Source organism: Sphingobacterium sp. xlx-130, assembly GCF_011007405.1.
Lineage (GTDB): Bacteria > Bacteroidota > Bacteroidia > Sphingobacteriales > Sphingobacteriaceae > Sphingobacterium > Sphingobacterium luzhongxinii.
Window position 1 is genome coordinate 294,028 of sequence record NZ_WFKN01000005.1, and the last position, 23,628, is coordinate 317,655.

Annotated in this window: 21 protein-coding genes; 9 read left to right on the forward strand and 12 right to left on the reverse strand. The window is 39.3% G+C overall.

Annotation, left to right across the window (positions count from 1 at the left end):
* Nucleotides 1-37: 37 nt before the first annotated feature.
* From G7B18_RS10140 to mutY, 5 genes are all read right to left on the reverse strand, one after another.
* Complete coding sequence (locus tag G7B18_RS10140; protein ID WP_164109631.1) at nucleotides 38-613, reverse strand: TetR/AcrR family transcriptional regulator; 576 nt, start codon at nucleotides 611-613, stop codon at nucleotides 38-40.
* Between the two features lie 3 nt (nucleotides 614-616).
* Nucleotides 617-1,024, reverse strand: coding sequence for a hypothetical protein (locus G7B18_RS10145; RefSeq protein WP_164122484.1), 408 nt, complete (start codon nucleotides 1,022-1,024; stop codon nucleotides 617-619).
* On the reverse strand, nucleotides 1,024-2,061 hold the full coding sequence (gene pheS / locus G7B18_RS10150) for a phenylalanine--tRNA ligase subunit alpha (RefSeq protein ID WP_164109636.1): 1,038 nt from the start codon (nucleotides 2,059-2,061) through the stop codon (nucleotides 1,024-1,026). The genes G7B18_RS10145 and pheS overlap by 1 nt, the downstream gene beginning before the upstream one ends.
* A gap of 61 nt (nucleotides 2,062-2,122) precedes the next feature.
* A complete protein-coding gene (locus G7B18_RS10155) occupies nucleotides 2,123-2,572 on the reverse strand; it encodes a single-stranded DNA-binding protein (RefSeq protein ID WP_164122486.1) in 450 nt (149 codons plus the stop codon).
* Between the two features lie 24 nt (nucleotides 2,573-2,596).
* Complete coding sequence (gene mutY, locus G7B18_RS10160) at nucleotides 2,597-3,640, reverse strand: A/G-specific adenine glycosylase (RefSeq protein ID WP_164109640.1); 1,044 nt, start codon at nucleotides 3,638-3,640, stop codon at nucleotides 2,597-2,599.
* Between the two features lie 132 nt (nucleotides 3,641-3,772).
* On the opposite strand from mutY, the gene G7B18_RS10165 reads away from it, so the two are divergent.
* The 5 genes from G7B18_RS10165 (at nucleotide 3,773) to G7B18_RS10185 (ending at nucleotide 10,339) form a co-directional block, all read left to right on the forward strand.
* On the forward strand, nucleotides 3,773-4,621 hold the full coding sequence (locus G7B18_RS10165) for a M23 family metallopeptidase (RefSeq protein ID WP_164109643.1): 849 nt from the start codon (nucleotides 3,773-3,775) through the stop codon (nucleotides 4,619-4,621).
* A gap of 62 nt (nucleotides 4,622-4,683) precedes the next feature.
* Entirely contained in the window at nucleotides 4,684-5,115 is a 432-nt protein-coding gene (locus G7B18_RS10170; protein WP_164109645.1) for a hypothetical protein, read from the forward strand.
* A 257-nt stretch (nucleotides 5,116-5,372) separates the two neighbouring features.
* Complete coding sequence (locus tag G7B18_RS10175; RefSeq protein WP_164122487.1) at nucleotides 5,373-7,244, forward strand: M1 family metallopeptidase; 1,872 nt, start codon at nucleotides 5,373-5,375, stop codon at nucleotides 7,242-7,244.
* Between the two features lie 325 nt (nucleotides 7,245-7,569).
* The gene (gene hemW, locus G7B18_RS10180) at nucleotides 7,570-8,700 is read left to right on the forward strand and encodes a radical SAM family heme chaperone HemW (RefSeq protein ID WP_164109651.1); all 1,131 of its coding nucleotides are present in this window, start codon (nucleotides 7,570-7,572) and stop codon (nucleotides 8,698-8,700) included.
* A gap of 190 nt (nucleotides 8,701-8,890) precedes the next feature.
* Nucleotides 8,891-10,339 carry a glyceraldehyde-3-phosphate dehydrogenase gene (locus G7B18_RS10185; RefSeq protein WP_164109653.1) on the forward strand — a complete coding sequence of 483 codons (1,449 nt, stop codon included), beginning with the start codon at nucleotides 8,891-8,893 and terminating at the stop codon, nucleotides 10,337-10,339.
* Between the two features lie 58 nt (nucleotides 10,340-10,397).
* Here the strand turns inward: G7B18_RS10185 and G7B18_RS10190 are convergent, their stop codons facing one another.
* Nucleotides 10,398-11,645, reverse strand: coding sequence for a 3-deoxy-D-manno-octulosonic acid transferase (locus tag G7B18_RS10190; protein WP_164109655.1), 1,248 nt, complete (start codon nucleotides 11,643-11,645; stop codon nucleotides 10,398-10,400).
* Nucleotides 11,646-11,710: 65 nt separating this feature from the next.
* On the opposite strand from G7B18_RS10190, the gene G7B18_RS10195 reads away from it, so the two are divergent.
* Entirely contained in the window at nucleotides 11,711-12,691 is a 981-nt protein-coding gene (locus G7B18_RS10195; RefSeq protein ID WP_240452826.1) for a UDP-glucuronic acid decarboxylase family protein, read from the forward strand.
* Nucleotides 12,676-13,704, forward strand: a complete 1,029-nt coding sequence (gene galE, locus G7B18_RS10200) for a UDP-glucose 4-epimerase GalE (protein WP_164109659.1) — start codon at nucleotides 12,676-12,678, stop codon at nucleotides 13,702-13,704. The genes G7B18_RS10195 and galE overlap by 16 nt, the downstream gene beginning before the upstream one ends.
* A gap of 175 nt (nucleotides 13,705-13,879) precedes the next feature.
* Here the strand turns inward: galE and G7B18_RS10205 are convergent, their stop codons facing one another.
* The 3 genes from G7B18_RS10205 to G7B18_RS10215 form a co-directional block, all read right to left on the reverse strand.
* Nucleotides 13,880-14,311: a DUF983 domain-containing protein gene (locus tag G7B18_RS10205; RefSeq protein WP_164109660.1), complete on the reverse strand. Its 432-nt coding sequence runs from the start codon at nucleotides 14,309-14,311 to the stop codon at nucleotides 13,880-13,882.
* Nucleotides 14,301-15,167 carry a helix-turn-helix domain-containing protein gene (locus G7B18_RS10210; RefSeq protein WP_164109662.1) on the reverse strand — a complete coding sequence of 289 codons (867 nt, stop codon included), beginning with the start codon at nucleotides 15,165-15,167 and terminating at the stop codon, nucleotides 14,301-14,303. The genes G7B18_RS10205 and G7B18_RS10210 overlap by 11 nt, the downstream gene beginning before the upstream one ends.
* 90 nt (nucleotides 15,168-15,257) lie before the next feature.
* On the reverse strand, nucleotides 15,258-17,006 hold the full coding sequence (locus tag G7B18_RS10215; protein WP_164109664.1) for a tetratricopeptide repeat protein: 1,749 nt from the start codon (nucleotides 17,004-17,006) through the stop codon (nucleotides 15,258-15,260).
* Nucleotides 17,007-17,185: 179 nt separating this feature from the next.
* Between G7B18_RS10215 and G7B18_RS10220 the strand changes: the two genes are divergently transcribed.
* On the forward strand, nucleotides 17,186-17,746 hold the full coding sequence (locus G7B18_RS10220) for a hypothetical protein (protein ID WP_164109667.1): 561 nt from the start codon (nucleotides 17,186-17,188) through the stop codon (nucleotides 17,744-17,746).
* A gap of 32 nt (nucleotides 17,747-17,778) precedes the next feature.
* Entirely contained in the window at nucleotides 17,779-21,114 is a 3,336-nt protein-coding gene (gene mfd / locus G7B18_RS10225; protein ID WP_164122488.1) for a transcription-repair coupling factor, read from the forward strand.
* A 40-nt stretch (nucleotides 21,115-21,154) separates the two neighbouring features.
* Here mfd and G7B18_RS10230 read toward each other — a convergent pair whose 3' ends face one another.
* The 3 genes from G7B18_RS10230 to G7B18_RS10240 are packed head-to-tail and all read right to left on the reverse strand — an operon-like array spanning nucleotide 21,155 to nucleotide 23,601.
* The gene (locus tag G7B18_RS10230; RefSeq protein WP_240452827.1) at nucleotides 21,155-22,285 is read right to left on the reverse strand and encodes a TlpA disulfide reductase family protein; all 1,131 of its coding nucleotides are present in this window, start codon (nucleotides 22,283-22,285) and stop codon (nucleotides 21,155-21,157) included.
* A gap of 43 nt (nucleotides 22,286-22,328) precedes the next feature.
* Nucleotides 22,329-23,141, reverse strand: a complete 813-nt coding sequence (locus G7B18_RS10235) for a TPM domain-containing protein (protein ID WP_164109672.1) — start codon at nucleotides 23,139-23,141, stop codon at nucleotides 22,329-22,331.
* 25 nt (nucleotides 23,142-23,166) lie between these two features.
* Complete coding sequence (locus tag G7B18_RS10240) at nucleotides 23,167-23,601, reverse strand: TPM domain-containing protein (RefSeq protein ID WP_164109674.1); 435 nt, start codon at nucleotides 23,599-23,601, stop codon at nucleotides 23,167-23,169.
* Between the last annotated feature and the right edge of the window lie 27 nt (nucleotides 23,602-23,628).

Here is a 23,628-nt window from a genome sequence, read left to right on the forward strand (position 1 = left end):
AACTAATAAATACACCTGAATCCTTTGATACAAACAATTAGGCGAGGGTCGCCTGCACCAAATAAGGAAGAATCTCCTTTTGGAAAGAGATAAAATTCTTCTTAACATCGGCCTCTGTCACAGCCGTAAAAGCAAAAGAAAAGACAATATTTTTACTGGTCTTTATCAAAAATGTCAACTTTTCTTCTGCAATAGTACTTCCGATCGTTTCATTTTTAATAAACGAACTCAACAAAAGAAACTCCAAATCATCGGATAAAATCTTTAAATACTCCTGAGCATTTGTAGATTCACGTATAAATTCCCACCCCACAAACTCATTACAGACAGTATACGTCACACGGCTCACCCTTAATATTGTATTTGCTAAAAATGTAGGAAGATCTTTTTCCCGTACGCCAGAATTCAGAATATCCTCCACATTCTCGCGGATATAATCCATCAAAACCTCATGAAGAATAGATTCTTTGGAAGGAAAATACTTGTAGAAGGTTACTTTTGAAATGTTCGACTGTTTAGCCAACTCATTGACACTTGTCTTGTTATAACCATACTTACGAAAAAGCTCCCGTGCGGCTCGTTTTATGGTATACACTTGTTCTTCTTGATTCATAGGCTAATTTGTAACCAAATATGAACCACCAAAAACTCCGACTCGATACGGTTTTAACGGGCACTCAGCTATGCTCATTGGAAATCCATTGGTCAAATCCCATTTAGCTCCACTCACGGGATCACTCACAATATTGGCTCCAACCAATTCTAAGGCATTTCGTTGCTCGGGATTAACTGTACTACATCGATCATAGGCAACAAAACCATCCCCTTTATTGTAAACGATTAAGCCACAAACTCCTCCAGAGAGATATCCAGATCCAAAAGCGGCAAACAAGTTTGGATGAGATCCTTGCGAAAAACCTTCCCGTACAGTTATATTTGGCACCACATTGCACCCATTACCTCCACACCCTCCAAGTAGCGTTAAAGCCAGAATGAATGCAATATAGACACCAACCCGCTTCATTATATAATTTCCGTTTCAAACTGTGCTAAGAAACGACTATCATTCTCAGAGAAAAGACGTAAATCCTTAATTTCATACTTTAAATTAGTGACACGTTCTATGCCCATCCCGAAAGCAAACCCACTGTATTTTTTACTATCAATACCGCAGTTTTCCAATACGTTTGGATCGACCATCCCACATCCTAAAATTTCAACCCAGCCTGAGCCTTTACACAAGTTGCATCCAGCGCCTTTACATATAGTACACGAAATATCCATCTCAGCAGAAGGCTCCGTAAACGGGAAGTAAGAAGGACGGAATCGTACTTTTGTACCCTCACCATAAAGCTCCTGAACAAAATGAAAAAGTGTCTGTTTCAAATCTGCAAACGAAACATTTTCATCGACATACAATCCCTCAACCTGATGAAAAAAGCAATGTGCTCGGGCAGAAATAGCTTCATTTCTATAAACACGTCCTGGCATAATAGCACGAAAAGGGGGCTTACCCGCCTCCATCATACGAACCTGAACAGACGAGGTATGTGTACGTAGCGCAATATCGTTTCCTTCCTGTTTCTTAATAAAAAAAGTATCTTGCATATCACGGGCAGGATGCTCTGGCGGAAAATTCAAAGCTGAAAAATTATGCCAATCATCTTCGATCTCTGGTCCCTCAGAAACAACAAAACCGAGCTTTTTAAAAATCTCAACAATTTCTTTACGCACTAAAGACAATGGGTGTCTCGATCCCAGTTCCAGACCTTCGCCCGGCAGGGTCAAATCACCCTCCACTCGCTTTAAAGCATTGGTCGATTGCTGAAATTGACTTTGTGACTCCTCAAATTTTCCTTCCGCTAATTGTTTGAACTCATTCAAGACCTTCCCCAGCACACGTTTCTCTTCAGTAGAAACCGTCTTGAACTCTTCAAATAAACTCTTTACTATACCCTTAGAAACTAAAAACTTCAACCTAAATGCTTCAACATCGGCTGCCGAGCTTGGAATAAACTGCTCAATCTCTTCGGTATACTGCTTTATTTTATCTTGCAACATAAAGCCAAAGATACGGCAAAAAATAAAATTTCAAGAACCCCTTTCTCTATTATTTCATAGTTTAAAACGGTAACCCGTCTTCTTCTTCATTATTCTCCGTAAAATCGACCTGTTGTTCCTGTGTTTGGCCAGTTGTCGTCGTACCAGCAGCAGTCTGCGTATTAGTAGTTGCTTCAAAATCAGAACGTCGACCTAAAATATTAAAACTTTCTGCCACAATCTCTGTAGTATACCGACGTACACCCTCTTTATCCTCATAAGATCGGGTTCGAAGCTTTCCTTCAATGTATACCAGACGACCTTTGGTAAGGTATTTTGCCGCTACATCCGCAAGTCCCCTCCACATGACCACATTATGCCACTCCGTTTGCTCTACTTTTTTACCATCTTTATTAAAGGTTTCAGAAGTGGCAAGCGGAAAACTCGCAACACTAACATTACCTTCTAAATAACGTAATTCAGGATCTTTACCCAGATGACCTACTAAAATAACTTTGTTAACACTAGACATATAATTTAGGAATTTGATTTAGTCTTATAAATACTTATTAATAAAAGAAAAAATAAGTTTATGCTTAGCTAATTTATCCAAATTTTCTAACAAAAAGTAATCCCAGGAATCTTTTTTTTTCAAAAGTTCACCTAAACCGTCAACTCTGTAAAAACGAGCGTAGATATTTTGATGGCTCAGGACATGTTTTACCATGCCACCAATTGGCTCTGCCACTGTATTTCCGAAATATTTACGATACTCATCTCCATTGATCAGCTCTTCCAGATTTATATCTTCTTTTGATTCGATAAGTGGAAATTCATACAAATTGGCCCATACATCTTCGCCGCCACGCTTGGCCATTAACACCGTTCCCTCCTCTTCGACTATAAAATAATTAAAATATCGATTTCTAGATTTTTTCCCCTTAATCTTTACAGGCAACATCGTTATAAGATCTTCTTCAAAAGCCGCACACTCACCCTGTAAAACACATTCCTGACATAAAGGTGCTTTTGGTTTGCACACGGTAGCACCAAAATCCATTATCGCATGATTATAGATTCCCGGATCAGTTTCACTAATCAATTCTTGGGCAAGTTGTTGAAATAGCTTTTTCCCCTCTGTGGTATTAATGGGAGTTGCTATCCCAAATACCCGGGACAACACGCGAAATACATTGCCATCCAACACGGCCTTCCGTTCACCAGCAGAAAAAGAAGAGATAGCAGCGGCAGTATACTCACCGATCCCCGGCAAGCGCAACAAATCCTCATATCGCCGAGGAAATTCACCATTGAAGTTATCAGCAATAATTTTTGCTGCCTTGTGCATATTACGGGCACGCGAATAATAACCTAAGCCCTGCCAAAGCCTCAATAGTTCGTCCTCACTCGCTTTAGCAAACTCTAAAACAGAGGGAAAATGCTCAACAAAAGTGTAAAAATACGGAAGCCCCTGCTCCACTCTGGTTTGTTGCAGAATAACCTCCGACAACCAAATAATATAAGGATCTTCGGTCTTCCTCCAGGGTAAATCCCGACCTTCAGCCCGGTACCATACAATCAGTTTATTTGCAAATGACATGCTACAAAAATGAACATTTTTAACAAACTTTAACAATAACATATTGAAAATCAACAACAACAAATTGATACTTAAGCACATAATCTGTACTTTTGCAGGCACCGTATGTAAGACACAATAAAAGTTGAAAACATGTTAAAGAAAAAATCATCTGTATTGATTTGCATAGAGGGATATAAAGACAAAAGCCTGCAAGTCCCCACACTGATCGTAAAACACTGGAAAAACATAGCCCTATCTGTACTAGTTCTTATCGTTGCTTCTTTAGGATCCGTATTATACTTATCAAACAAGCAAGAAAAAGACTTAAGCTCCAAGTACGAAGCCACCCTTGATCAAGTAAATAAAAAGAACCGTCAATTGGCATTAAAAAAAGATGAAACAGACAAAGATATAATCGAAGCTAAAAAATCATTCAACAAGATCGACTCGACACTCGAGCGTATTAATGAGAAAATGAAAAACCGAGGACTAAAAACCATCGCATTACAAAATGCAGGCGGTCCTATCGAGATTGACGAAGAAAACATAGATCTTTTGAGTGAATATTATGAAGAGGCATTAAAGGATCTTGACAAAAAGCTATCTAATATACCAATTGGCATACCCCACAACGGCAAAGTAACATCCAAATTTGGTTATAGATCCAACCCATTCACAAACAGAGGAAGAGAGATGCATTCCGGCGTAGACCTAAAAGGAAAGACGGGAGATCCGATCAAGGCTACTGCAACAGGCAAAGTTACCTTTGCTGGGTATGATGGAGATTATGGGTACGTCGTTAAAGTAAAACATAAGAATGGATACGAAACACGTTATGCGCATCTTTCCAGAACCAAAGTAAAACAAGGACAAACTATCGATGCAGGTAAAATCATAGGTCTATTAGGTAGCACTGGTCGAAGTACAGGCCCCCATCTACATTATGAAATATTGAAAAACGACAAAAAAATAAATCCAGAAAAATACTTTAAACTTTAATCTTCTTACGGGGCTGTCAAAAAAGGATCTGACAGCCCCGTTAAAGTTTTTATCTTTGTTTGATGAATCAAACATTTCGTATCAATACATTGCACAGAGGCAAATATATGTTTTGCTTTTTTGCCCTTCTATTTATTTTCGGTGGAGCAAGCTCCTATATCCCTCTTCCAGAAATATATAAGATCGTCATTGTACTATTTACAATTCCTATTATCTTGTATGTATCCGTAAAAATAAGCCAACATCCATCAACATGGACACTAAACGAAGAAAGCCTAACGGTGAGCTTCGCAGACAAAACGCTAACATACCCTATCATAGACATAGACCACATCCGAAGCCTAACCCGATCCGGAGGCAATTTATATGTCATCTATTTACGAAAGAAGAGTCCTACTAGATATTGGCGTAACAAACTATTTCAGGACGACGACGACAACCTCTTACTCCATCAGGCAATGTTAGAAAGCCAGATTGAGTATTTCAAGTTTTAGTCGTACTCCCTATTATCATTACTCAATTTTCAAAGCACAGGCATTATAATTAACATCTGTTTTTGTATGTTTGAACTATGAAATATCCATGTAGCAGAACTGCACAAACACCAATGACCGCGAAGCAGCATGCACACCAATTGCAACAAAGTGTGCATAATATAGTTTGGATATTCCATCCCGATGAATCGGGACAAGATAATGGCAACTGAAAATCAAACCGAGCTTGTGAGCTCATGAAATAATTATATATATATATGAAATTAAAACTATACCTTTTACTACTAATATCTTTCGTATGCATCCATTCGTCTTTCGCTCAACGCAAAGGCTATTGGCAGCAAAAAGTTGATTATAAAATATACGTCGATGTTGATGAAAAAAACTATCAGTACGATGGACAAATGACGCTGAAGTATACCAACAACTCTGGCCAAAGTCTTTCAAAAGTATATTTTCATCTGTATTTCAATGCCTTCCAGCCGCAAAGCATGATGGACTACAGACTATCCAATATCTCTGACCCAGATAGCAGGATGGCCACAAATCTAGGCACCAAAGAAAACCCGAAATGGGAAAGCCGTATCGCTAAACTAAAACCAGAACAAATTGGCTATCAAAAGATAAAAACCCTAACCTTTAATGGTATTAATACCCATTTCAAAAACGACGGAACAGTATTAGAAGTAACACTTCCCTCCGCTCTTACAGACGGCACTACCGCAACATTTGATTTGACATGGACAGCTCAGGTACCCGAACAGATTAGACGGAGTGGTCGCAACTCAAAAGAAGGTGTAGCGCTATCAATGGCACAATGGTACCCGAAAATGGCACACTTTGACGAATTCGGCTGGCATTTGGACGAGTACGTGGCACGCGAATTCGTGGCTCCTTTTGGCAACTTTGATGTATCCATTCAATTGAATAAAAACTACATCGTTGGCGCCTCCGGCGTATTGCAAAACCCAAACGAGGTAAAAGGCTATAAGAAAAAAGCAAAAGTAAGCGCACAAAACAATAAAGCTACCTGGCACTACAAAGCCGAAAACATACATGATTTTGTATGGGCTGCCGACCCCAAATTTATTGTTGATTCCATACAAAGCCAAACAGGTGTCAAACTGTACACCGTTTATATTCCGACGAATGATTCTATTAAAAGCAACTGGAAACAAGCTCTTCAACTTGCCGCAGATTTCTTTGATTTGAGCGGAAAGAAATTTGGCCCTTATCCATGGCCTACTTACACCATCGTACAAGGAGGAGATGGAGGAATGGAATACGGCACAGCAACGCTGGTCACCGGAGGCAGAAATATAAAAAGCTTAGTAGGTGTTATCTTTCATGAAGCAGCCCATTCTTGGTACCAACATTTATTCGGTATCAATGAGACCGTAGACGAGTGGTTCGACGAGGGATTCACCAGTTACGTAGAAGAACTCGGTATGCAACAATTATTCTACAAAAAAGGAGCTTTGGAAACCAACCCGATGATCGATGCCTACCGGGCATATTACAAACTAGCCTTATCTGGGAAAGAAGAACCCATGAGCTTATTAGCAGACTATTACAATTCCAACTACGCCTACAGCAATCAAGCATACAATAAAGGCGCTGTATTGGCCGAACAATTAGGGTATATCATCGGAAAATCTAACTTAGAAAAAACATTTTTGAAATTCTATGAGGTATGGAAATTCAAACATCCAACACCGAATGACTTCAAGCGCGTCGCCGAAGAGATTTCAGGGATTAATTTGAAATGGTATTTTAATCTTTTTGTAAACACCACGCGCCAGATTGATTACGCTATTCAAGAGGTTACTGACAACGCAATTACCTTAAAAAACAAATCCAATCTGGCTATGCCGATAGATGTATTAGTCGAGTACAAAGATGGTTCCAAAGAACTATTCTACATCCCGCTACGAGAGATGCGCGGCGAAAAACCTGCTGAAGACTACAGCATCTACCATAATGTAAAAAGAACCGTATTAACAGATTGGAACTGGACAATACCGACCTACAAAGTTCCTGTAGACAAAGTGCCGTCCAAAATTTGGATAGATCCCACGCAGCGCTTAGCGGACATTGAAGCTAGCGACAATTATTGTGACCATAACTAAAAGTAAAACTTTGTACATAAATAAGGGGTTGTCTCAAAAAAATCAACCCCTTATTTATTTACCTAAGCAACCTGTTATATACCGCTAAATAATAGGTATATTAGATCACAATACACGTGCAATCTACCAACAAACCTAACTTAAAAGCCACTGAGTCCGTGATGAGCACAAGTCTAAGTCGGAGCCCCCCCGCACTATCCACACACACCTCCCTCAGAACTACCTTCATCATACTATCTATACACTATCTAGCGTGCTGTACTTTCACCTATAAAATACCCAATGAATCACATTTTAACTACCTTTGTCTATTCAAGACTCAAAAATGATCTATTTTCATATTCCATTCTGCAAGCAAGCCTGTCACTATTGTGACTTCCATTTCTCGACCTCCCTAAAATACAAAGAGGAAATGTTGCTTGCTTTGGAAAAAGAACTGGGCTTACGTTCGGACTATCTGGATAGCAAAAAGATAACCTCCATCTATTTTGGTGGGGGTACACCATCCATTCTCGATGCATCCGACATCCAACGACTAATAGATCAAGTAGCTCGACATTACGATATAGACCCGCTAGCGGAAATCACACTAGAGGCCAACCCGGATGACCTTACCGCTCAAAAAACAAAAGCATTAAAAACCTCTTCAATCAATAGATTCAGTATAGGTATACAATCCTTCTTTGAAGAAGATCTTACCTGGATGAATAGAGCACACAATGCACAGGAAGCCGACGCCTGTATCAAGAGAGTACAAGATGCTGGTTTTGAGAACATCACCTGCGACCTCATCTATGGATACCCCTTGCTATCCAACGAAAAGTGGATGTCAAACATGAACAAATTAGTCGGCTTAGCTGTTCCACACATCTCGTCGTATGCAATGACCGTCGAAAACAAAACAGCATTGGCCCATCAGATCAAAATGGGGAAGACCCCTGCTATCCTTGAAGAACAGGCAGAAGAACAAATGAACATGTTGATCGACACGCTAACAGGTAATAACTATGAGCATTACGAGATTTCTAATTTTGCTAAAAAAGACCATTACGCCAAACACAACACAAGTTACTGGAAAGGCAAACATTATTTAGGTATAGGCCCTTCAGCCCACTCTTACAATGGTAACTCCCGGAGCTGGAATATCGCAAACAATGCGAAATATATCGCCGCTATCCAAGAAGGAGAAATTAATCAAGAAGTTGAAACACTCACACTTCATGAGCAATACAATGAATATATCATGACTTCTCTACGAACAATGTGGGGTGTCGATCCCTATAAAGTACAGCAAATGTTCGGCACAGATTATCAAACACATTTACTCCATGAAGTACAACCTTTTATAGAGCAGGAGAAAATAAAATTGGATCAAGATGGTTGCTATAAGCTAAGCAATAAAGGAAAACTTTTCGCCGATTTGATCGCATCTGAACTCTTTTTAATTGACAAATAGAATAAAAACAAATATCCCCCTTACTAACGAAACACATTTTTTTAAATAATCGACAACAAAAGCGCCTAAATATTAAAAATTCAAAAAAATAACACTATACAGCATTTGAATTTTTATCAATTATTCAAAAACATTCTACTTTTACGTTATTTATCTCCTATTTTTGCGGCATAATAATTATAACAAAATTATGGTACAAAAATCAACTTTTGAATCCGAGATCAAAAGTTATAAAAGTAAACAAAACGCTGCCGTTAAACTTATAGAGATTGTCAGCAACCTATGGTATAATCATTCCATTGAATTGGTCTTTTTCCGCAACCAACTTTTTGACCGTCGGGTAAGCCGCATCCTGACATTACATCAAGAATCAAAAGCGCTTTCGGACAGTCCAATAAGCATTTTTGAGACTTTACAGATCGCTGAATCGATGCAACATTTAAAGCTAGCACCTTCACGTTTAGACATTGGAAAATTAGCTTTAGAAGTCCGTAATCAAAACATCGACGAGGAAAACATCCTTTACTTTATAAAAAAAGAATTGCTTTCTGCCCAAGAGCACAAAACGTTTGAACCAAGAGACGTTGTACTCTATGGATTTGGCAGAATTGGCCGATTACTAGCCCGCGAATTAATCAGCAAGGCTGGTGCGGGACACCAACTAAGGCTACGTGCCATTGTAACAAGAGACAACGTAGACATCCAGACCCTTCAAAAGAGAGCTACATTATTACAAAATGATTCCATACATGGCGATTTCGAAGGTGTCGTAGAAGTAGACGAAACAAAAGGAGCATTAATCATCAACGGAGCTACCGTATATATAATTTCGGCAAAAAACCCCGAGGAAATTGACTATACCAAGTACGACATCGATAATGCACTCATAATAGACAATACGGGTGCGTTTAGAGACAACAATGAACTCGCTAGACACTTGTCCTCTGTTGGAGCAGCTCAGGTATTGTTAACAGCTCCTGGAAAAGGAGTACCTAATATCGTATATGGTGTCAACAACGACATGATTGACGTTGAAAATTCTGCTATTTTCTCTGCCGCTTCATGTACAACCAATGCCATCTCTCCGATTTTAGAAATCATACAGAACAGATTCGGCATTAAACATGGCCATATAGAGACAATTCACTCCTATACCAATGACCAGAATTTGGTAGACAACATGCACCGAAAAAACCGTAGAGGTCGGGCAGCTGCTCTAAACATGGTGATAACAGAAACTGGGGCAGGATCTGCAGTAGCTAAAGTCCTACCCGAACTTACCGGGAAACTAACATCCAATGCCATACGTGTGCCTGTTCCAAATGGCTCCCTCGCCATTTTAAACCTTGAAATCAGCAAAAAAACAACGGTAGAAGAACTCAATTCTGTTTTGAAAGAAAGTGCGCTATACGGCAGCTTGGTTGAACAAGTAAAATATTCTGACAACGAAGAGCTGGTATCTTCCGATATCATAGGCACATCAGCATCTTCTGTCGTAGATGCTCCTGCAACAATCGTCGCAGCAGATGGAAAACATGTCAACCTTTACATATGGTATGACAATGAATATGGCTATACACATCAAGTGATGCGCTTAGCTCGCCATATAGCAGGTGTAAGAAGATACACCTACTATTAACAACGTCCAATTTTCAATTTTTTAATAAATCGAGGCTGTCTTTCGGGGCAGCCTCTTATTATTTTCCTAAAAGCCCTTCTGTCTCTAGATATTTCATAATAATCTGAGTCGCCCCTGCTCGCTGCTTGACATATTCTATCCCGGCATCCCCGATCGCATCTCTCCTTCCTTCATCTTGCAAAATACGGCACACCTGATACAATTCATCATAGTTTGAAACAGAAAAACCCACCATTAATGTTACTAAATCGACGGCTTCTTGAAATTTCTCATAGTTAGGACCAAAAACAACCGGCTTACCATAGGTAACAGCTTCTAGCGTATTATGAATACCTGCACCAAACCCTCCTCCAACATAAGCTATATCCGCATAATAGTATAACGAAGATAGCAGGCCAATGTTATCGACCACTAAAACTGGAGACTCATTTACCTGTTGTGTACTATATGTTTCAAACTCGGAATATCGGATACTATTAGGAAACAAACTACAGATTTCATCTATATGTGACTTATTGATTTCATGTGGTGCCAATACTATTTTCCAGCCGTTTATGTTTTGTATCAAACGCTGTAAAAGAACTTCATCTTTCGGCCAGGTACTCCCTGCCACAATAACCTTAGCCTTTCCTATAAAATCGTCCATATATTTTACGGATTGATGCTGTCTAGGCAATTCAACCACCCTATCAAAACGTGTATCTCCAGCCAGGCCCGAATTTGTAACGCCAATCCACTTTAACATATGCACAGAATCCATATTCTGTGTGAAGAAAAAAGAGACTTTTTTAAGTATAGTCCTATAAAAGCCGCCATAAGGTTTGAAAAATAACTGCTGTTCCCGAAATATTGCCGATATCATCAATAACCGGACATCCTGACGCTTTAACTCGGTAAAGTAGTGATACCAATATTCATACTTTGTAAATACCGCAAACTTAGGTTTAACGATAGACACGAAACGTCGGGCATTTCTCCGAGTGTCTTCAGGAAGATAAAACACATAATCTGCCAAATTCGTATTCTTTCGTATCTCAAATCCGGATGGAGAGAAAAAAGTTATTACAATTTTTTCCTGTGGATATCTTTTTTTTATCTGCTCCAAAACGGCTCGTCCTTGCTCGAATTCTCCTAAGGAAGCAAAGTGGAACCAAATATGTTTTCGCCCATTTTCAATCGTTTGTTCTATAACATCCAGCCCTCCTTTTCGCCCTTCGACCCATAACCTAGCCTTGGGATGAAATAGCGCTACAAGGCGCAAGATCATACCGTAAGCCCCAATTCCTAAATCGTATAACACTCGCATATTGTGAAATAATACTTATCTTCGTCAAAGATATTAAACCTTTTCTAATTCGAAACAACGTGCAGGTGAACGTCCGAAAAAGAATATTAATTACAGGTGCAGCGGGATTTTTAGGATCGCATCTATGTGACCGTTTTATACAGGAAGATTTTCATGTCATCGGGATGGATAATCTAATCACAGGTAGTCTTCAGAACATAGAACACTTATTCGGATTAGAGAATTTCGAGTTTTTTCACCATGATGTATCTAAATTTGTCCACGTACCAGGTCAATTAGATTATATCCTTCATTTCGCCTCACCAGCAAGCCCAATAGACTATCTCCGTATACCCATACAGACGCTAAAAGTAGGGTCGTTAGGCACGCATAATCTCTTGGGACTCGCTAAAGACAAAAAGGCAAAAATACTTGTCGCATCCACTTCCGAAGTATACGGTGACCCCTTAGTATCTCCTCAACCAGAAGACTACTGGGGCAACGTAAATCCTGTCGGGCCACGCGGCGTATATGACGAGGCAAAGCGATTTCAAGAAGCGATGACCATGGCTTATCATAATTTTCACGGTTTAGACACTAGAATCGTCCGCATTTTCAATACTTACGGTCCCCGCATGAGGCTTAACGACGGCCGAGCACTACCTACATTCATCAATCAGGCACTCCGAGGCGAAAACATTACCGTCTTTGGCAATGGCGAACAAACCCGTTCGTTTTGCTATATTTCGGATCAGGTAGAGGGTATCTACAGACTCTTGCTTTCTGACTACCATTATCCAGTAAATATTGGCACCCCCGAAGAACTTACCGTAATAGAACTTGCCAAAGAGATCATCACCTTAACAGAGAGCACCTCTACTATCGTATTTGAATCTCTTCCGGAAGATGACCCCAAAAGAAGGCAGCCAGATATTTCTTTAGCAAAAAGGATACTAAGTTGGACACCAGAGGTCAGCCTAAAAGAGGGACTGGTTAAATCAATTACATACTTTAAAAATATTCTTTCAGAAGAGAATAAAAATCAAAATATATGGACAAAATATTAGTGACAGGTGGTACTGGATACATAGGATCACACACCGTTGTTGAGCTTTTCAATGCTGGATACACCCCCATAATAGTAGATAATCTTTCCAATTCGAACATTAAGATATTGGATCAAATTGAACGTATCATCGGTATAAAACCTGAATTCCATCAACTAGATCTATGCGATGAAAAGGCAACACGTGATTTCATCACCAGTCAGCCGGATATCCGTGGTGTAATACATTTTGCCGCATCAAAGGCTGTTGGTGAGTCTGTTGCAGACCCATTGAAATACTATTACAACAATTTCTTCTCATTGATTAACATCTTAAATGCATACAAAGAAAAACCGATCAACTTCGTGTTTTCATCCAGCTGTACCGTGTATGGAGAGCCAGACAACTTGCCTGTTACAGAAAGTGCACCTGTTAAAAAAGCTACGTCTCCTTACGGAAACACGAAACAGATCGCTGAAGAAATATTAGTAGAAACTGCTACGGCCTATAACAATTATAATATCATTGCATTAAGATATTTTAATCCTGTAGGCGCACATAATTCAGCCTTAATTGGAGAACTACCTAACGGTGTACCTCAAAATCTATTGCCTTTTATCACACAAACAGCTATAGGAAAACGTGAAAAGTTGACGGTATTTGGCAATGATTATGATACCGCAGATGGTTCGTGCATAAGAGACTATATCCATGTAGTGGACTTGGCTAAAGCACATGTCGCAGCGATCGGTTTGTTAAAGAAAGGTAATCCAAATGGCAAATACGATGTGTTTAACGTAGGAACAGGAAATGGGTACTCTGTGTTAGAAGCTATATCAGCATTTGAAAAAGCTTCAGGACAAAAACTGAATTATGAATTCGGCCCAAGGAGAGAAGGGGATATTATTAAAGTCTGGGGCGATGTCACCAAATCTACCAAAGAACTAAATTGGACCGCTGAACTAGGCATTGACGAAATGATGTCTTCAGCTTGGGAATGGGAAAAATACCTCAAAGACAATCCTATTATTTAAAACAAGAGGATGTCTTAAAGGCCGCAAAGCAAACGTCAGCTCGACCTTGTGGAGAGGTCTATGAACTGTATAGGGTTAATATATAGCTTCTAGATATCTCCACTAGGGTCGATATGACGATAAAGTCGAAAAGACTGCAAAGTCTACACTTTGAGACGACCTCCTATCTACGTAGTTATTCTGACTTTTCGCGCAGAAAAAATTCTTCCCTAAACTTAAATTGAGGGGTCAGCCAGTACATCAATACAACTCTAGAATAACGATAATTGAATGGTGCCATAACAATAGCCGTCAGAATCGCAACAACAAGGTAAAGCCACGGCGATTCTAACTCCCTCGTAAAAATATAAGTCGCGACACAAGCTGTAACTAGTTCTGCCACCACAAAAACATAACTTACATACATAGCTACGTAAAAATAACCAGGCTCCTTCTCAAATTTTAATCCACAATGTGGACAGTGACTACGCATTTTGCGTGATTTAAAACTGAATAAAGGAGCATTAAACATATCTCCTTTTCGACACCGAGGACATTTTCCCGCAACGGCACTTTTTAATTCACTTGGAAGGTTATATTCTCTCATAATCTCTTTATTATTTTTCATAATTATAATTTTTCTTTCTAAATTCTTCAGGTGTAACCCCCTCTATCTTTTTAAAAAACTTAGTAAAATAAGAGTTGTCATTAAAATTTAAGTCATACGCTATCTCAGCGATGGAAAAATCTCTTATAACCAAAAGCCTCTTGGCCTCAAGAATAATCCGATTCCTTATGACCTCTCCTGCCGACACCCCCAACAACTCCTTACATAGCGCATTTAAATGATTGGGAGTAATATACAACAACGCAGCGTAATCCTTTGGCAACCTTAACTCTTTATAGTTTAACTCGATCAATTGTAAAAAGTTACGCAGCAGCGTGTGATTATACTTATTCGCTTCAAAAGTTGTACTACGCTCTTTACCCTGTTCCAATAAATGAAACAGATAAAGTAGTGAAGTAGAAACAAGACCTTTATCCACTTGATACCCCAACATCTTTTCTAGCACACTATTGACTAGCTCTCGTTTACTTTCTTCAATGACAAAAACCTCATCCTTAACAAGACCGGAAAAAAAAGAAAAAAGTGACAGGTAATCGGGATTGATTAACATCGTTTTAAAAAAATCCTTATCAAAATTCACTACATACCCTTGCATATCACCTTCAAATCCCCACGTATGGATCTGCCCAGGCGACATAAAGTAAATTTGCCACGCCTCAATATCAAACACTTCAAAATCGATGGTATGCTGCCCGCTTCCTTCGGTAAACAACAAAAAGTGATAAAAATTGTGCCGATGCGGAAAAATAAGATTTTCGTTCCGCACAAGGTAATCTGACAAACGTTCAACCGTAACATCGACATTGACGCCACTTGACACCGTACATTGCTCGATTATAGGAACCCGTTTTACCATACACAAAAATACACCAATAATACCACTATAAATGGTATATTTAATCTATTCAATGGTATTTTTTATGGATAAGTGCGTTTAAAAGAATAACTAGCTATACAAAGCCTGCTCAAACTCTTTGAACCGATCTCCAATCTTTTTCTTTAACCGCTGTCTACTCTTTTTGACGGACTCTGCCGATACCCCTAATAAATTAGATATTTCCGTAATAGAAAGCCCCAACTTTGATAAGATTAGGTATCTCATATTTGACTCCGTAAGTTCCGGAAAATCATGTCTCAAATTTAAATAAAAGTTGGGATAATTTGCATCAAATGACCTTCTAAAGCTTGCCCAGCTTTCCTCTGTCAAGAGATGGGAATCCAAAAGCTCTTGCAACAATCTTTTTTCCCTCTCCAAATAATGCGACTCCGAGTCTGCGATACCTCTGATTGCCTGCTGTAAATCGTCAATCTGTCGATTTTTTTCAGTTAAGTATTCTTTATAAGAAGCCAATGTTTCGTTAGCTACCAATAGATTTTTATCTGAGGTTATTTTTTTCAATTGCAATTCGACAACCTTTTTCTCATATGCCAAAACACGGGCCTTTGACTGCCGTCTCAAATGAGATAGAAAAACAAATAAACCTAATCCTACAAACAAAACAACAGCAGCAAACATAAAAAACTTAAATCGCTCCGATTGGTAGTTAGATTCCAGCTCAATAAGTGCCTTTTGATTCTTCTCCTTATCAACTTGCCATTTATTCCGTAAAAGATTGAGCTCTCCGTCTAATCCCGCCACGACCTCTTCCAACATTTCTAGCTTTCTACGAATCAACAATTCTTCCTGCTCATCACCCTTTACACAAGCTATTTCCAACTTTAACCGTTCAATTTCTAAAATGTCTTTCTTCAAATAAATCTTAGCACTTGCATATTCCTCAGCCTTGTCCAGCATAACACCCGCGCTAGATATACTATCCATCTTCATCAGAATCTTGGCTTTTAGAATACGTGCGTACATCGTGTTTTGATCGCTTTTATTTGCTATTGAATAAAAAAGATCTCGATTTATCAATGCCAACGCCTCAGGGTACATACCTCGCCCCATATGGACAAGCGCTATATTTCCCAAAACCTTCCCGTACCTAACATAGTCTTTCGCACTAGTCGCTAAAGATTCTGCCTGTAAAAAATAATTAAGCGCCGCTGTTGTATCATGACTGTACAAATGATATAGCCCTAAATTATCTAACAACATTGCACGTTGCCGCTGTGTGATTAAAGTCGCATATTGATCACCCTTCTTCAGATAAGAGATAGCGTCTTCATGATTTCCTAGTGTACCAAAAAAGAATCCTAATTTCCGAAAAGTGTCTTCCGGTAATATTACGTGATCTTCGCCCAATTTATCAATCAAAAAAGCGGCCTCCATAAATAACGGCAGTGCCTCGTCTGGCTGTCTAAAAGTATAAAAATAATACCCATAATTGACCAAGCTCCATATCTTCATTACAGGCAGATCTTCGCTTTCAGCAAGCTTTATCGCCCTTAGGTAGTACGATTCACTACGTGGATTTAACAGGTCAAATTGCTTCGCACTGATATTTCCTAAAATACTGTAATATGCAACATATGCGGAAGAATCCTTCCCAAAACGTTCCGTCAGAGCTTTCAAAAAGTCTTCCGACTCTACGGCATCCATCGCCAGATCCTCGGTCTTAGCCAGCAGCGACCGGACAATTGACTCGCTATAATCAACAAATTCTTTTCTCTTATGTTTACCATCACAAGAAAAAAGTGTTACAGCGATTATAAAAAAAAGAAATAGATAAAAAAAGTATGACTTACGTTGCATCGATCTTCGTTTTCAGCATTTTGTTATAGGGTATCTCGATGTATTAATTACTCAAACATAGATAAAAAGCTACAAATTCGCGAATAGCATACTAAAAAAATTGAAGTTAAATCTTCCTTCATAGACCTACGGCAAACTTTCAACAACTTAAATTCAATTACATTACTTAATTTTACAGGATGTCTCTACATAAAGATCCAGAACTAAAATCAGCCGTACTAAATCTTTCACAAAAAGAAAAAGACAAGCTCCTCGTACGGCTCATCGGGAAAGACAAAATGTTATTGAAACAATTGCATTATCAACTGTTAGAAAATGAGTATGATCTCGAAAACAGGATTGAACTCTTGAAGACAAAACTTGAAAACCTCTTCCTTGATACCGCCAATAAACTGTCTAACGTAGGAATATTTTCGAATTACAAAACACTCAACAATATCCTAAGACAAGCAAGCGGCCTAATCAATGAGCACGAGAAAGTAACTAAGGATAGGTTTAGCGCGACAGAATCAAGATTATACATTTTGACTGAGCCTTACCATCGATATCCTAAACTGTACGAAAAAAGTCATCTACAGGTTGCTGAAAAGCTACATAAATATATCGAAGCACGGATCAAAGTTACCCTCAACAATATTTCGGGACTACATGAGGACCTTCAATTCGACCTTCAGGAAGCGATCAATACCGTATCCCAAATAAAGTTATCACTCGAGAGAAGAGGAAACGAAACCTTTTAAAAATTACTATTTTTACCAAAATTGTCATTCAAGTGGGTATTCAAGAAATTTTATCACAATACGCAGAGACGGAGCAGGTGGCTTCACTCGTTACATCTGTCCAACAAAAAAATCCAAAAGTACATCTTAAAGGATTGATCGGATCTTCAGATGCAATGGTTGCTGCTGCTGCATACGCCTTAGAAGAAAGGCCTTATATCTTCATACTACCGACACACGAAGAAGCTTCTTACTTCTTAAGTGACTTAGAAAGTTTATTCGATAAGCAGATCCTATTTTTCCCTGCTTCCTATAGAAAACCGTTTGAATTCACCCAATTGGACAGCGCACATGTCTTACAGCGTGCCGAAACACTGAGCTCTTTAAATCGTGACACTGGACTGCCTAAAATTGTAGTCACCTATCCTGAAGCCATAGCAGAAAAAGTAATAAATCGATCTGACCTAGAAAAAAACACGCTCCCAATTACTCAAAATACAAAGTTAGGGATTGATTTTATCAATGAGTTCCTGTACGAATATGATTTTGAGCGAGTCGATTTTGTGTATGAACCTGGACAATTTGCAATTAGAGGCGGTATTGTCGACATTTTCTCTTTTTCAAACGACCTACCCTATCGTATCGAGTTCTTTGGAGACGAAATAGAGAGCATTAGGACCTTTGACATTGAAACCCAATTGTCTGTAAGCAAAATACACACCGTAACTATCGTCCCTAATGTACAAGCAAAATTCTTAGCAAACAACCATATTTCATTATTAGAATACATTGATAAAGGTGCCGTAATATGGATCAAAGATGTGCAGTTCACACTCGATATCCTATCAAATGGCTATAAGAAAGCTTCTCAATTTTGGAAAGCACTTTCTGAGGTCGACATCAAAAACAACCCTGAATGGGTAGATCCAAGATTTACCTTCACCGACGACAAGAATTTTGGGGCGTTATTATTTGAGTTTCCGAATGTTGAGTTCGGAAAGCAGTTTTTCTTTAAAGCAGATCATATCATTCAATTTGACACACATCCGCAGCCCTCATTTAATAAAGACTTCAATCTACTTATCCACAACTTTAAAGAAAACGAAAGTAAAAAGATAAGCAACCTAATTTTTTCGGATTCCACGAAACAAATAGAACGTATCTATGCGATTTTAGAGGATCTAGACAAAACAGTTTCTTTTACCCCCATCTACCAAGCCCTACGAGAAGGGTTTCGCGATGACACCATTCAATTGGCCTGTTATACCGATCATCAGATATTTGATCGTTATTATAAATACAAAAGAAAAAAAGGCTATGAACGCTCCCAGGCTATTACGCTAAAGGAGTTAAGAGATCTAAAACCAGGAGACTATATCACACATATCGATCATGGTGTCGGCAAATATGCCGGTCTCGAAAAAATCGATGTTAGTGGAAAAACTCAGGAAATGATTCGTTTGATCTATGCAGACAACGACCTGTTATATGTCAATATAAATTCGCTAAATCGCATTTCTAAATATTCTGGCAAAGAAGGTACCGTACCTAAGATGAACAAGCTGGGTACCGACACCTGGGACAAACTAAAGAAAACAACCAAGAAAAAGGTTAAAGATATCGCTCGCGATCTCATCAAACTATATGCTATACGTAAAGCACAAACAGGGAATGCCTTTAGCCCGGACACCTACCTACAAAAAGAACTGGAGGCATCCTTTATTTACGAAGATACCCCTGATCAGGAAAAATCCACGGCAGATGTAAAACGAGATATGGAATCCCCACACCCGATGGATCGTTTGGTATGTGGAGATGTTGGATTTGGGAAGACAGAAGTCGCTATTAGGGCTGCATTTAAGGCTGTTGCTGATAGCAAGCAGGTCGCTGTCCTAGTACCTACGACTATACTTGCCTTACAACATTTCCGAACATTCTCTGAACGACTCAAAGGCTTACCGGCAAACATCGATTACATTAATCGATTTAAGACAACGAAACAAGTTAAAGAAACATTAAAGAAGCTCGAAGAGGGAAAAATCGATATTATTATCGGAACACACCGTTTAGTCAGTAAAGATGTAAAATTCAAAGATTTAGGATTGATGATCATCGACGAAGAACAGAAATTTGGCGTATCCGTGAAAGAAAAGTTAAAGGTGATGCGTGCAAATGTCGACTCATTGACATTAACAGCTACTCCCATACCTCGTACACTACACTTCTCCCTTATGGGTGCGAGAGATCTAAGCATTATATCCACCCCTCCGCCAAATCGCCAACCTGTACAAACAGAACTTCATGTTTTCAACGAAGCATTAATACAGGAATCTGTCTCATTTGAAATCGATCGAGGCGGTCAAGTCTTCTTTATACACAACAGGGTTGCTGACCTAAAGCAGCTCGGCGCCATGATTCAAAAGCTTGTCCCCGGAGCACGCGTTGGAGTAGCTCACGGGCAACTGGAAGGAGACGACCTAGAAGATGTCATGTTGAAATTCATTAACCATGATTTTGACGTATTAGTCGCTACCACAATTATCGAGGCCGGCTTAGACATACCCAATGCCAACACCATTATTATCAACCATGCTCATATGTTCGGATTGAGCGATCTTCATCAGATGCGCGGTCGTGTAGGTAGGTCCAACAAAAAAGCATTTTGTTATTTACTCAGCCCACCCCTCTCTACCCTAACGCCGGAAGCGTACAAGCGGCTATCGGCTATCGAGGAATTTTCCGAATTAGGCTCGGGATTTAATGTCGCGATGCGTGACCTCGATATACGTGGATCAGGAAACCTTTTAGGGGCAGAACAATCCGGCTTTATTGCTGAAATAGGTTTTGAAATGTACAACAAGATCTTAGATGAAGCTGTACAAGAATTGAAGGATGATGAGTTTAGCGACCTATTTGCAGACGAGCAAAACCGAAAATATGTAACCTTCACACAGATCGACACCGACCTTGAAGTCCTGATTCCAGATGAATATGTCACCAACATTAGCGAACGCTATAATCTATACAACGAAATCGCTCGACTAGAGAATGAACAACAGCTGACAGCCTTCGAAAAAGAACTTAAAGACCGCTTTGGCCCTATTCCTGATCAGGTGTTCGAGCTATTTAATACGCTTCGACTTCAATGGTTGGGCAAAGAAATAGGATTTGAAAAAATATCATTCAAAAAGCAGACACTCAAAGGCTATTTCGTTAATAACCCTAAGTCTACCTACTTTGAGTCCGCTCAATTTGGTAAAGTCTTAGATTTTGTGCAGTACCATCCCAACATCTGCAACCTCAAAGAAGTTAAAAGCCAATTGAGATTGGCGCTGAGTAACGTTAACAACATTGATTATGCACTGAGCCTTTTAAAGAAAATGGTATAAAAAAAGTGGGCTTTTTGACATGTCAAAAAGCCCACTTTTTTTAATCTAACAACTCGGCAAGCTTAGCCCCTAAAGCCTCACCACGCAAATTCGATGCAACTATTTTCCCTTCCTTATCCAAAAGATAATTTTGCGGGATACCTTTAATAGCATACAATTCGACAACAATAGATTTCCACCCTTGTAAATCTGAAACGTGTTGCCACTGTCCTAATTTATCCTCTTCAATCGCTTTAACCCAAGCGTCCTTTTTGCCTGGATTATCTAACGATACACCAAAGACCGTAAAGCCTTTGTCTTTAAATTTATTGTATGCAGCTACAACATAAGGATTCTCATGTCTACATGGTCCACACCAAGATGCCCAAAAGTCCACCAAAACATACTGCCCTTTAAGTGATGAAAGAGAAATATCTTTTCCGGATGTATCTGGCAATGTAAAATCAGGAGCTGGCATTCCCACAGCAAGCTTACGCATGGATTGGATTTTGTCACTTAGTGATTTCCCCTTAGCTGTTGACTTCAATGAAGCTGAAAGTGCTTTAAACTTTTCTTCCAATTCAAGAACATTTTCAGGGCTTACCTTTTCATCCAACAATGTTAACGTGACATAACTATTAGGGTTTGCATCAATGTATTGCTTATCAACTACCTCTTGCTTCTCATAGATTGCTTGCGCTTTATTCTGCAAAGAAGCAATAAAACTTTCATCGTTTTTCTGTTCGTCGCTTGCTGCATAAAACTCCTTATTCAAGGCATCCATAGCCGCAGACAATTCCTTTCCGGCCAATTGATATTTTACAAATTCGTCGTTAATTGAATTGCCCGAAACTTTTGCTTCTTTCAATGTTTTTCCGACAACAGATATAACTCCCTTAGAAAGATATACAGAACCAAAATCTGGACCTTGAAGCTGACGAAGAGTCTTCCCCTCTGGTGACAGAACCAAATAAGCTTGTAGAGGCTCGTCTACTACACCAATAAATTTAAACTCGCCATTAGTAATAGAGGCCGAATCAAGCTTTTCATGGCCTTTTTCTCTATACTGCATATATACTTTAGCCGGGCTGTTAAGCGTGCCGACCTTACCTTTTATCGTGTATTCTTCCTGAGCAAAAATTAGTGTTGGCAATAGTGCCACACTACACATCAACATTTTCTTCATTATCATTATATTCTATATTTTAACTAACGTATCTTACCCTATTTTAGTACTACCATCTCCCACTGGCTCCGCCGCCACCAAATCCACCGCCACCGAAACCGCCAAAACCGCCACCGCCACCAAATCCACCACCTCTATCTGAATCATCCCGTGAGCCTCCCCCCAAGCCGCTCAACAGCATCCACCAAAACAGATCTGATGATCCTTTACCATCAATTATTCTACGTCCTTTATTACGACCGCCGCCACCTTTAGAAATCAATGCGATTACAACAAAGACAATTATGATGAGCACAACCCCACCCAAGCGACCTCCTTCTGATTTTGAAGAATCTTTCGCTTCTGCCTTATATTCGCCTTTGGTATAAGAAATAATAGAACTTGTTGCTGCATTCAACCCCCGATAATAGTCTCCGGAACGAAAAGCAGGTTTAATATCGTTCTCAATAATCCGATAAGCAATAGCATCAGGCAATGCGCCTTCGATACCATAACCTGTTTGAATCGTTACAGCCCGATCTCCTATAGCTGCCAACAACATAATACCATTGTTATACTTCTTACTTCCGACCCCCCATTTCTGTGCCAACCTAACGGCATAATCAGCTACATCATAGCCTTCCGTAGAATTAATCAACACAACGGCTATCTGTGTTGAAGTACTATCATCAAACGCGACGAGTTTACGCTCCAACTCTTGAATTTCGGAAGACCTCAATGTGTTTGTATAGTCCGTAACTAGCGTCTTGGATACCGGAGGAAAATTCTGTGCTACAGCGTCAAATCCTCCAATAAAGAAGAAAACGGATAATGTGATCGTTTTTAATATCAACGAATAAATGCATTTTCTCTGATTTCTCATTGAAATAGTTTATGTGGGTGTTTAGTTAATGTTTACCAAAATATACTTCGTTCGGTAACTCATTAATATCGTCTTCTTGTTTCGGAAAAAAATGATGCAACTGTTCGCCTGCTTCATCTACGCCCTCAATAATACCGCGCAAAAAATTACCTGCCCTAAAATGAGGTAACATACGCTCTTTAGTAAGTTCCCAAAAATTATCAGAAACCCGACTATGAATCCCGGTATCACCTATAATAGCAAACTGATGATCCACAACAGCTAAGTAGATTAATACCCCATTACGAAGAACAGTCTTATGCATATCCAACTCTTCAAAGTATTGTGTCGCTTTCTCTATTGCTGTCATATCCCCCACAATATTCTCCACTACGACACGTATCTCTCCAGAAGTTCGATTCTCAGCCTTGCTCACAGCATGAGCTATCTGCTCCTGCTCTTCCATATTTAATATTGACATAACACCACGATTTAATAACAAAAAAAG

What these genes read in the sequence shown, in the direction of transcription:
- G7B18_RS10205 (WP_164109660.1), bottom strand. Translation starts at nt 14,311, where the DNA reads ATGAAAAATAATAAAGAGATTATGAGAGAATATAACCTTCCAAGTGAA.
- G7B18_RS10230 (WP_240452827.1), bottom strand. Translation starts at nt 22,285, where the DNA reads ATGATAATGAAGAAAATGTTGATGTGTAGTGTGGCACTATTGCCAACA.
- galE (WP_164109659.1), top strand. Translation starts at nt 12,676, where the DNA reads ATGGACAAAATATTAGTGACAGGTGGTACTGGATACATAGGATCACAC.
- G7B18_RS10175 (WP_164122487.1), top strand. Translation starts at nt 5,373, where the DNA reads ATGAAATTAAAACTATACCTTTTACTACTAATATCTTTCGTATGCATC.
- G7B18_RS10155 (WP_164122486.1), bottom strand. Translation starts at nt 2,572, where the DNA reads ATGTCTAGTGTTAACAAAGTTATTTTAGTAGGTCATCTGGGTAAAGAT.
- G7B18_RS10170 (WP_164109645.1), top strand. Translation starts at nt 4,684, where the DNA reads ATGAATCAAACATTTCGTATCAATACATTGCACAGAGGCAAATATATG.
- G7B18_RS10185 (WP_164109653.1), top strand. Translation starts at nt 8,891, where the DNA reads ATGGTACAAAAATCAACTTTTGAATCCGAGATCAAAAGTTATAAAAGT.
- G7B18_RS10145 (WP_164122484.1), bottom strand. Translation starts at nt 1,024, where the DNA reads ATGAAGCGGGTTGGTGTCTATATTGCATTCATTCTGGCTTTAACGCTA.
- G7B18_RS10210 (WP_164109662.1), bottom strand. Translation starts at nt 15,167, where the DNA reads ATGGTAAAACGGGTTCCTATAATCGAGCAATGTACGGTGTCAAGTGGC.
- G7B18_RS10165 (WP_164109643.1), top strand. Translation starts at nt 3,773, where the DNA reads ATGTTAAAGAAAAAATCATCTGTATTGATTTGCATAGAGGGATATAAA.
- G7B18_RS10140 (WP_164109631.1), bottom strand. Translation starts at nt 613, where the DNA reads ATGAATCAAGAAGAACAAGTGTATACCATAAAACGAGCCGCACGGGAG.
- G7B18_RS10240 (WP_164109674.1), bottom strand. Translation starts at nt 23,601, where the DNA reads ATGTCAATATTAAATATGGAAGAGCAGGAGCAGATAGCTCATGCTGTG.
- G7B18_RS10235 (WP_164109672.1), bottom strand. Translation starts at nt 23,141, where the DNA reads ATGAGAAATCAGAGAAAATGCATTTATTCGTTGATATTAAAAACGATC.
- hemW (WP_164109651.1), top strand. Translation starts at nt 7,570, where the DNA reads ATGATCTATTTTCATATTCCATTCTGCAAGCAAGCCTGTCACTATTGT.
- G7B18_RS10190 (WP_164109655.1), bottom strand. Translation starts at nt 11,645, where the DNA reads ATGCGAGTGTTATACGATTTAGGAATTGGGGCTTACGGTATGATCTTG.
- pheS (WP_164109636.1), bottom strand. Translation starts at nt 2,061, where the DNA reads ATGTTGCAAGATAAAATAAAGCAGTATACCGAAGAGATTGAGCAGTTT.
- G7B18_RS10215 (WP_164109664.1), bottom strand. Translation starts at nt 17,006, where the DNA reads ATGCAACGTAAGTCATACTTTTTTTATCTATTTCTTTTTTTTATAATC.
- G7B18_RS10220 (WP_164109667.1), top strand. Translation starts at nt 17,186, where the DNA reads ATGTCTCTACATAAAGATCCAGAACTAAAATCAGCCGTACTAAATCTT.
- mutY (WP_164109640.1), bottom strand. Translation starts at nt 3,640, where the DNA reads ATGTCATTTGCAAATAAACTGATTGTATGGTACCGGGCTGAAGGTCGG.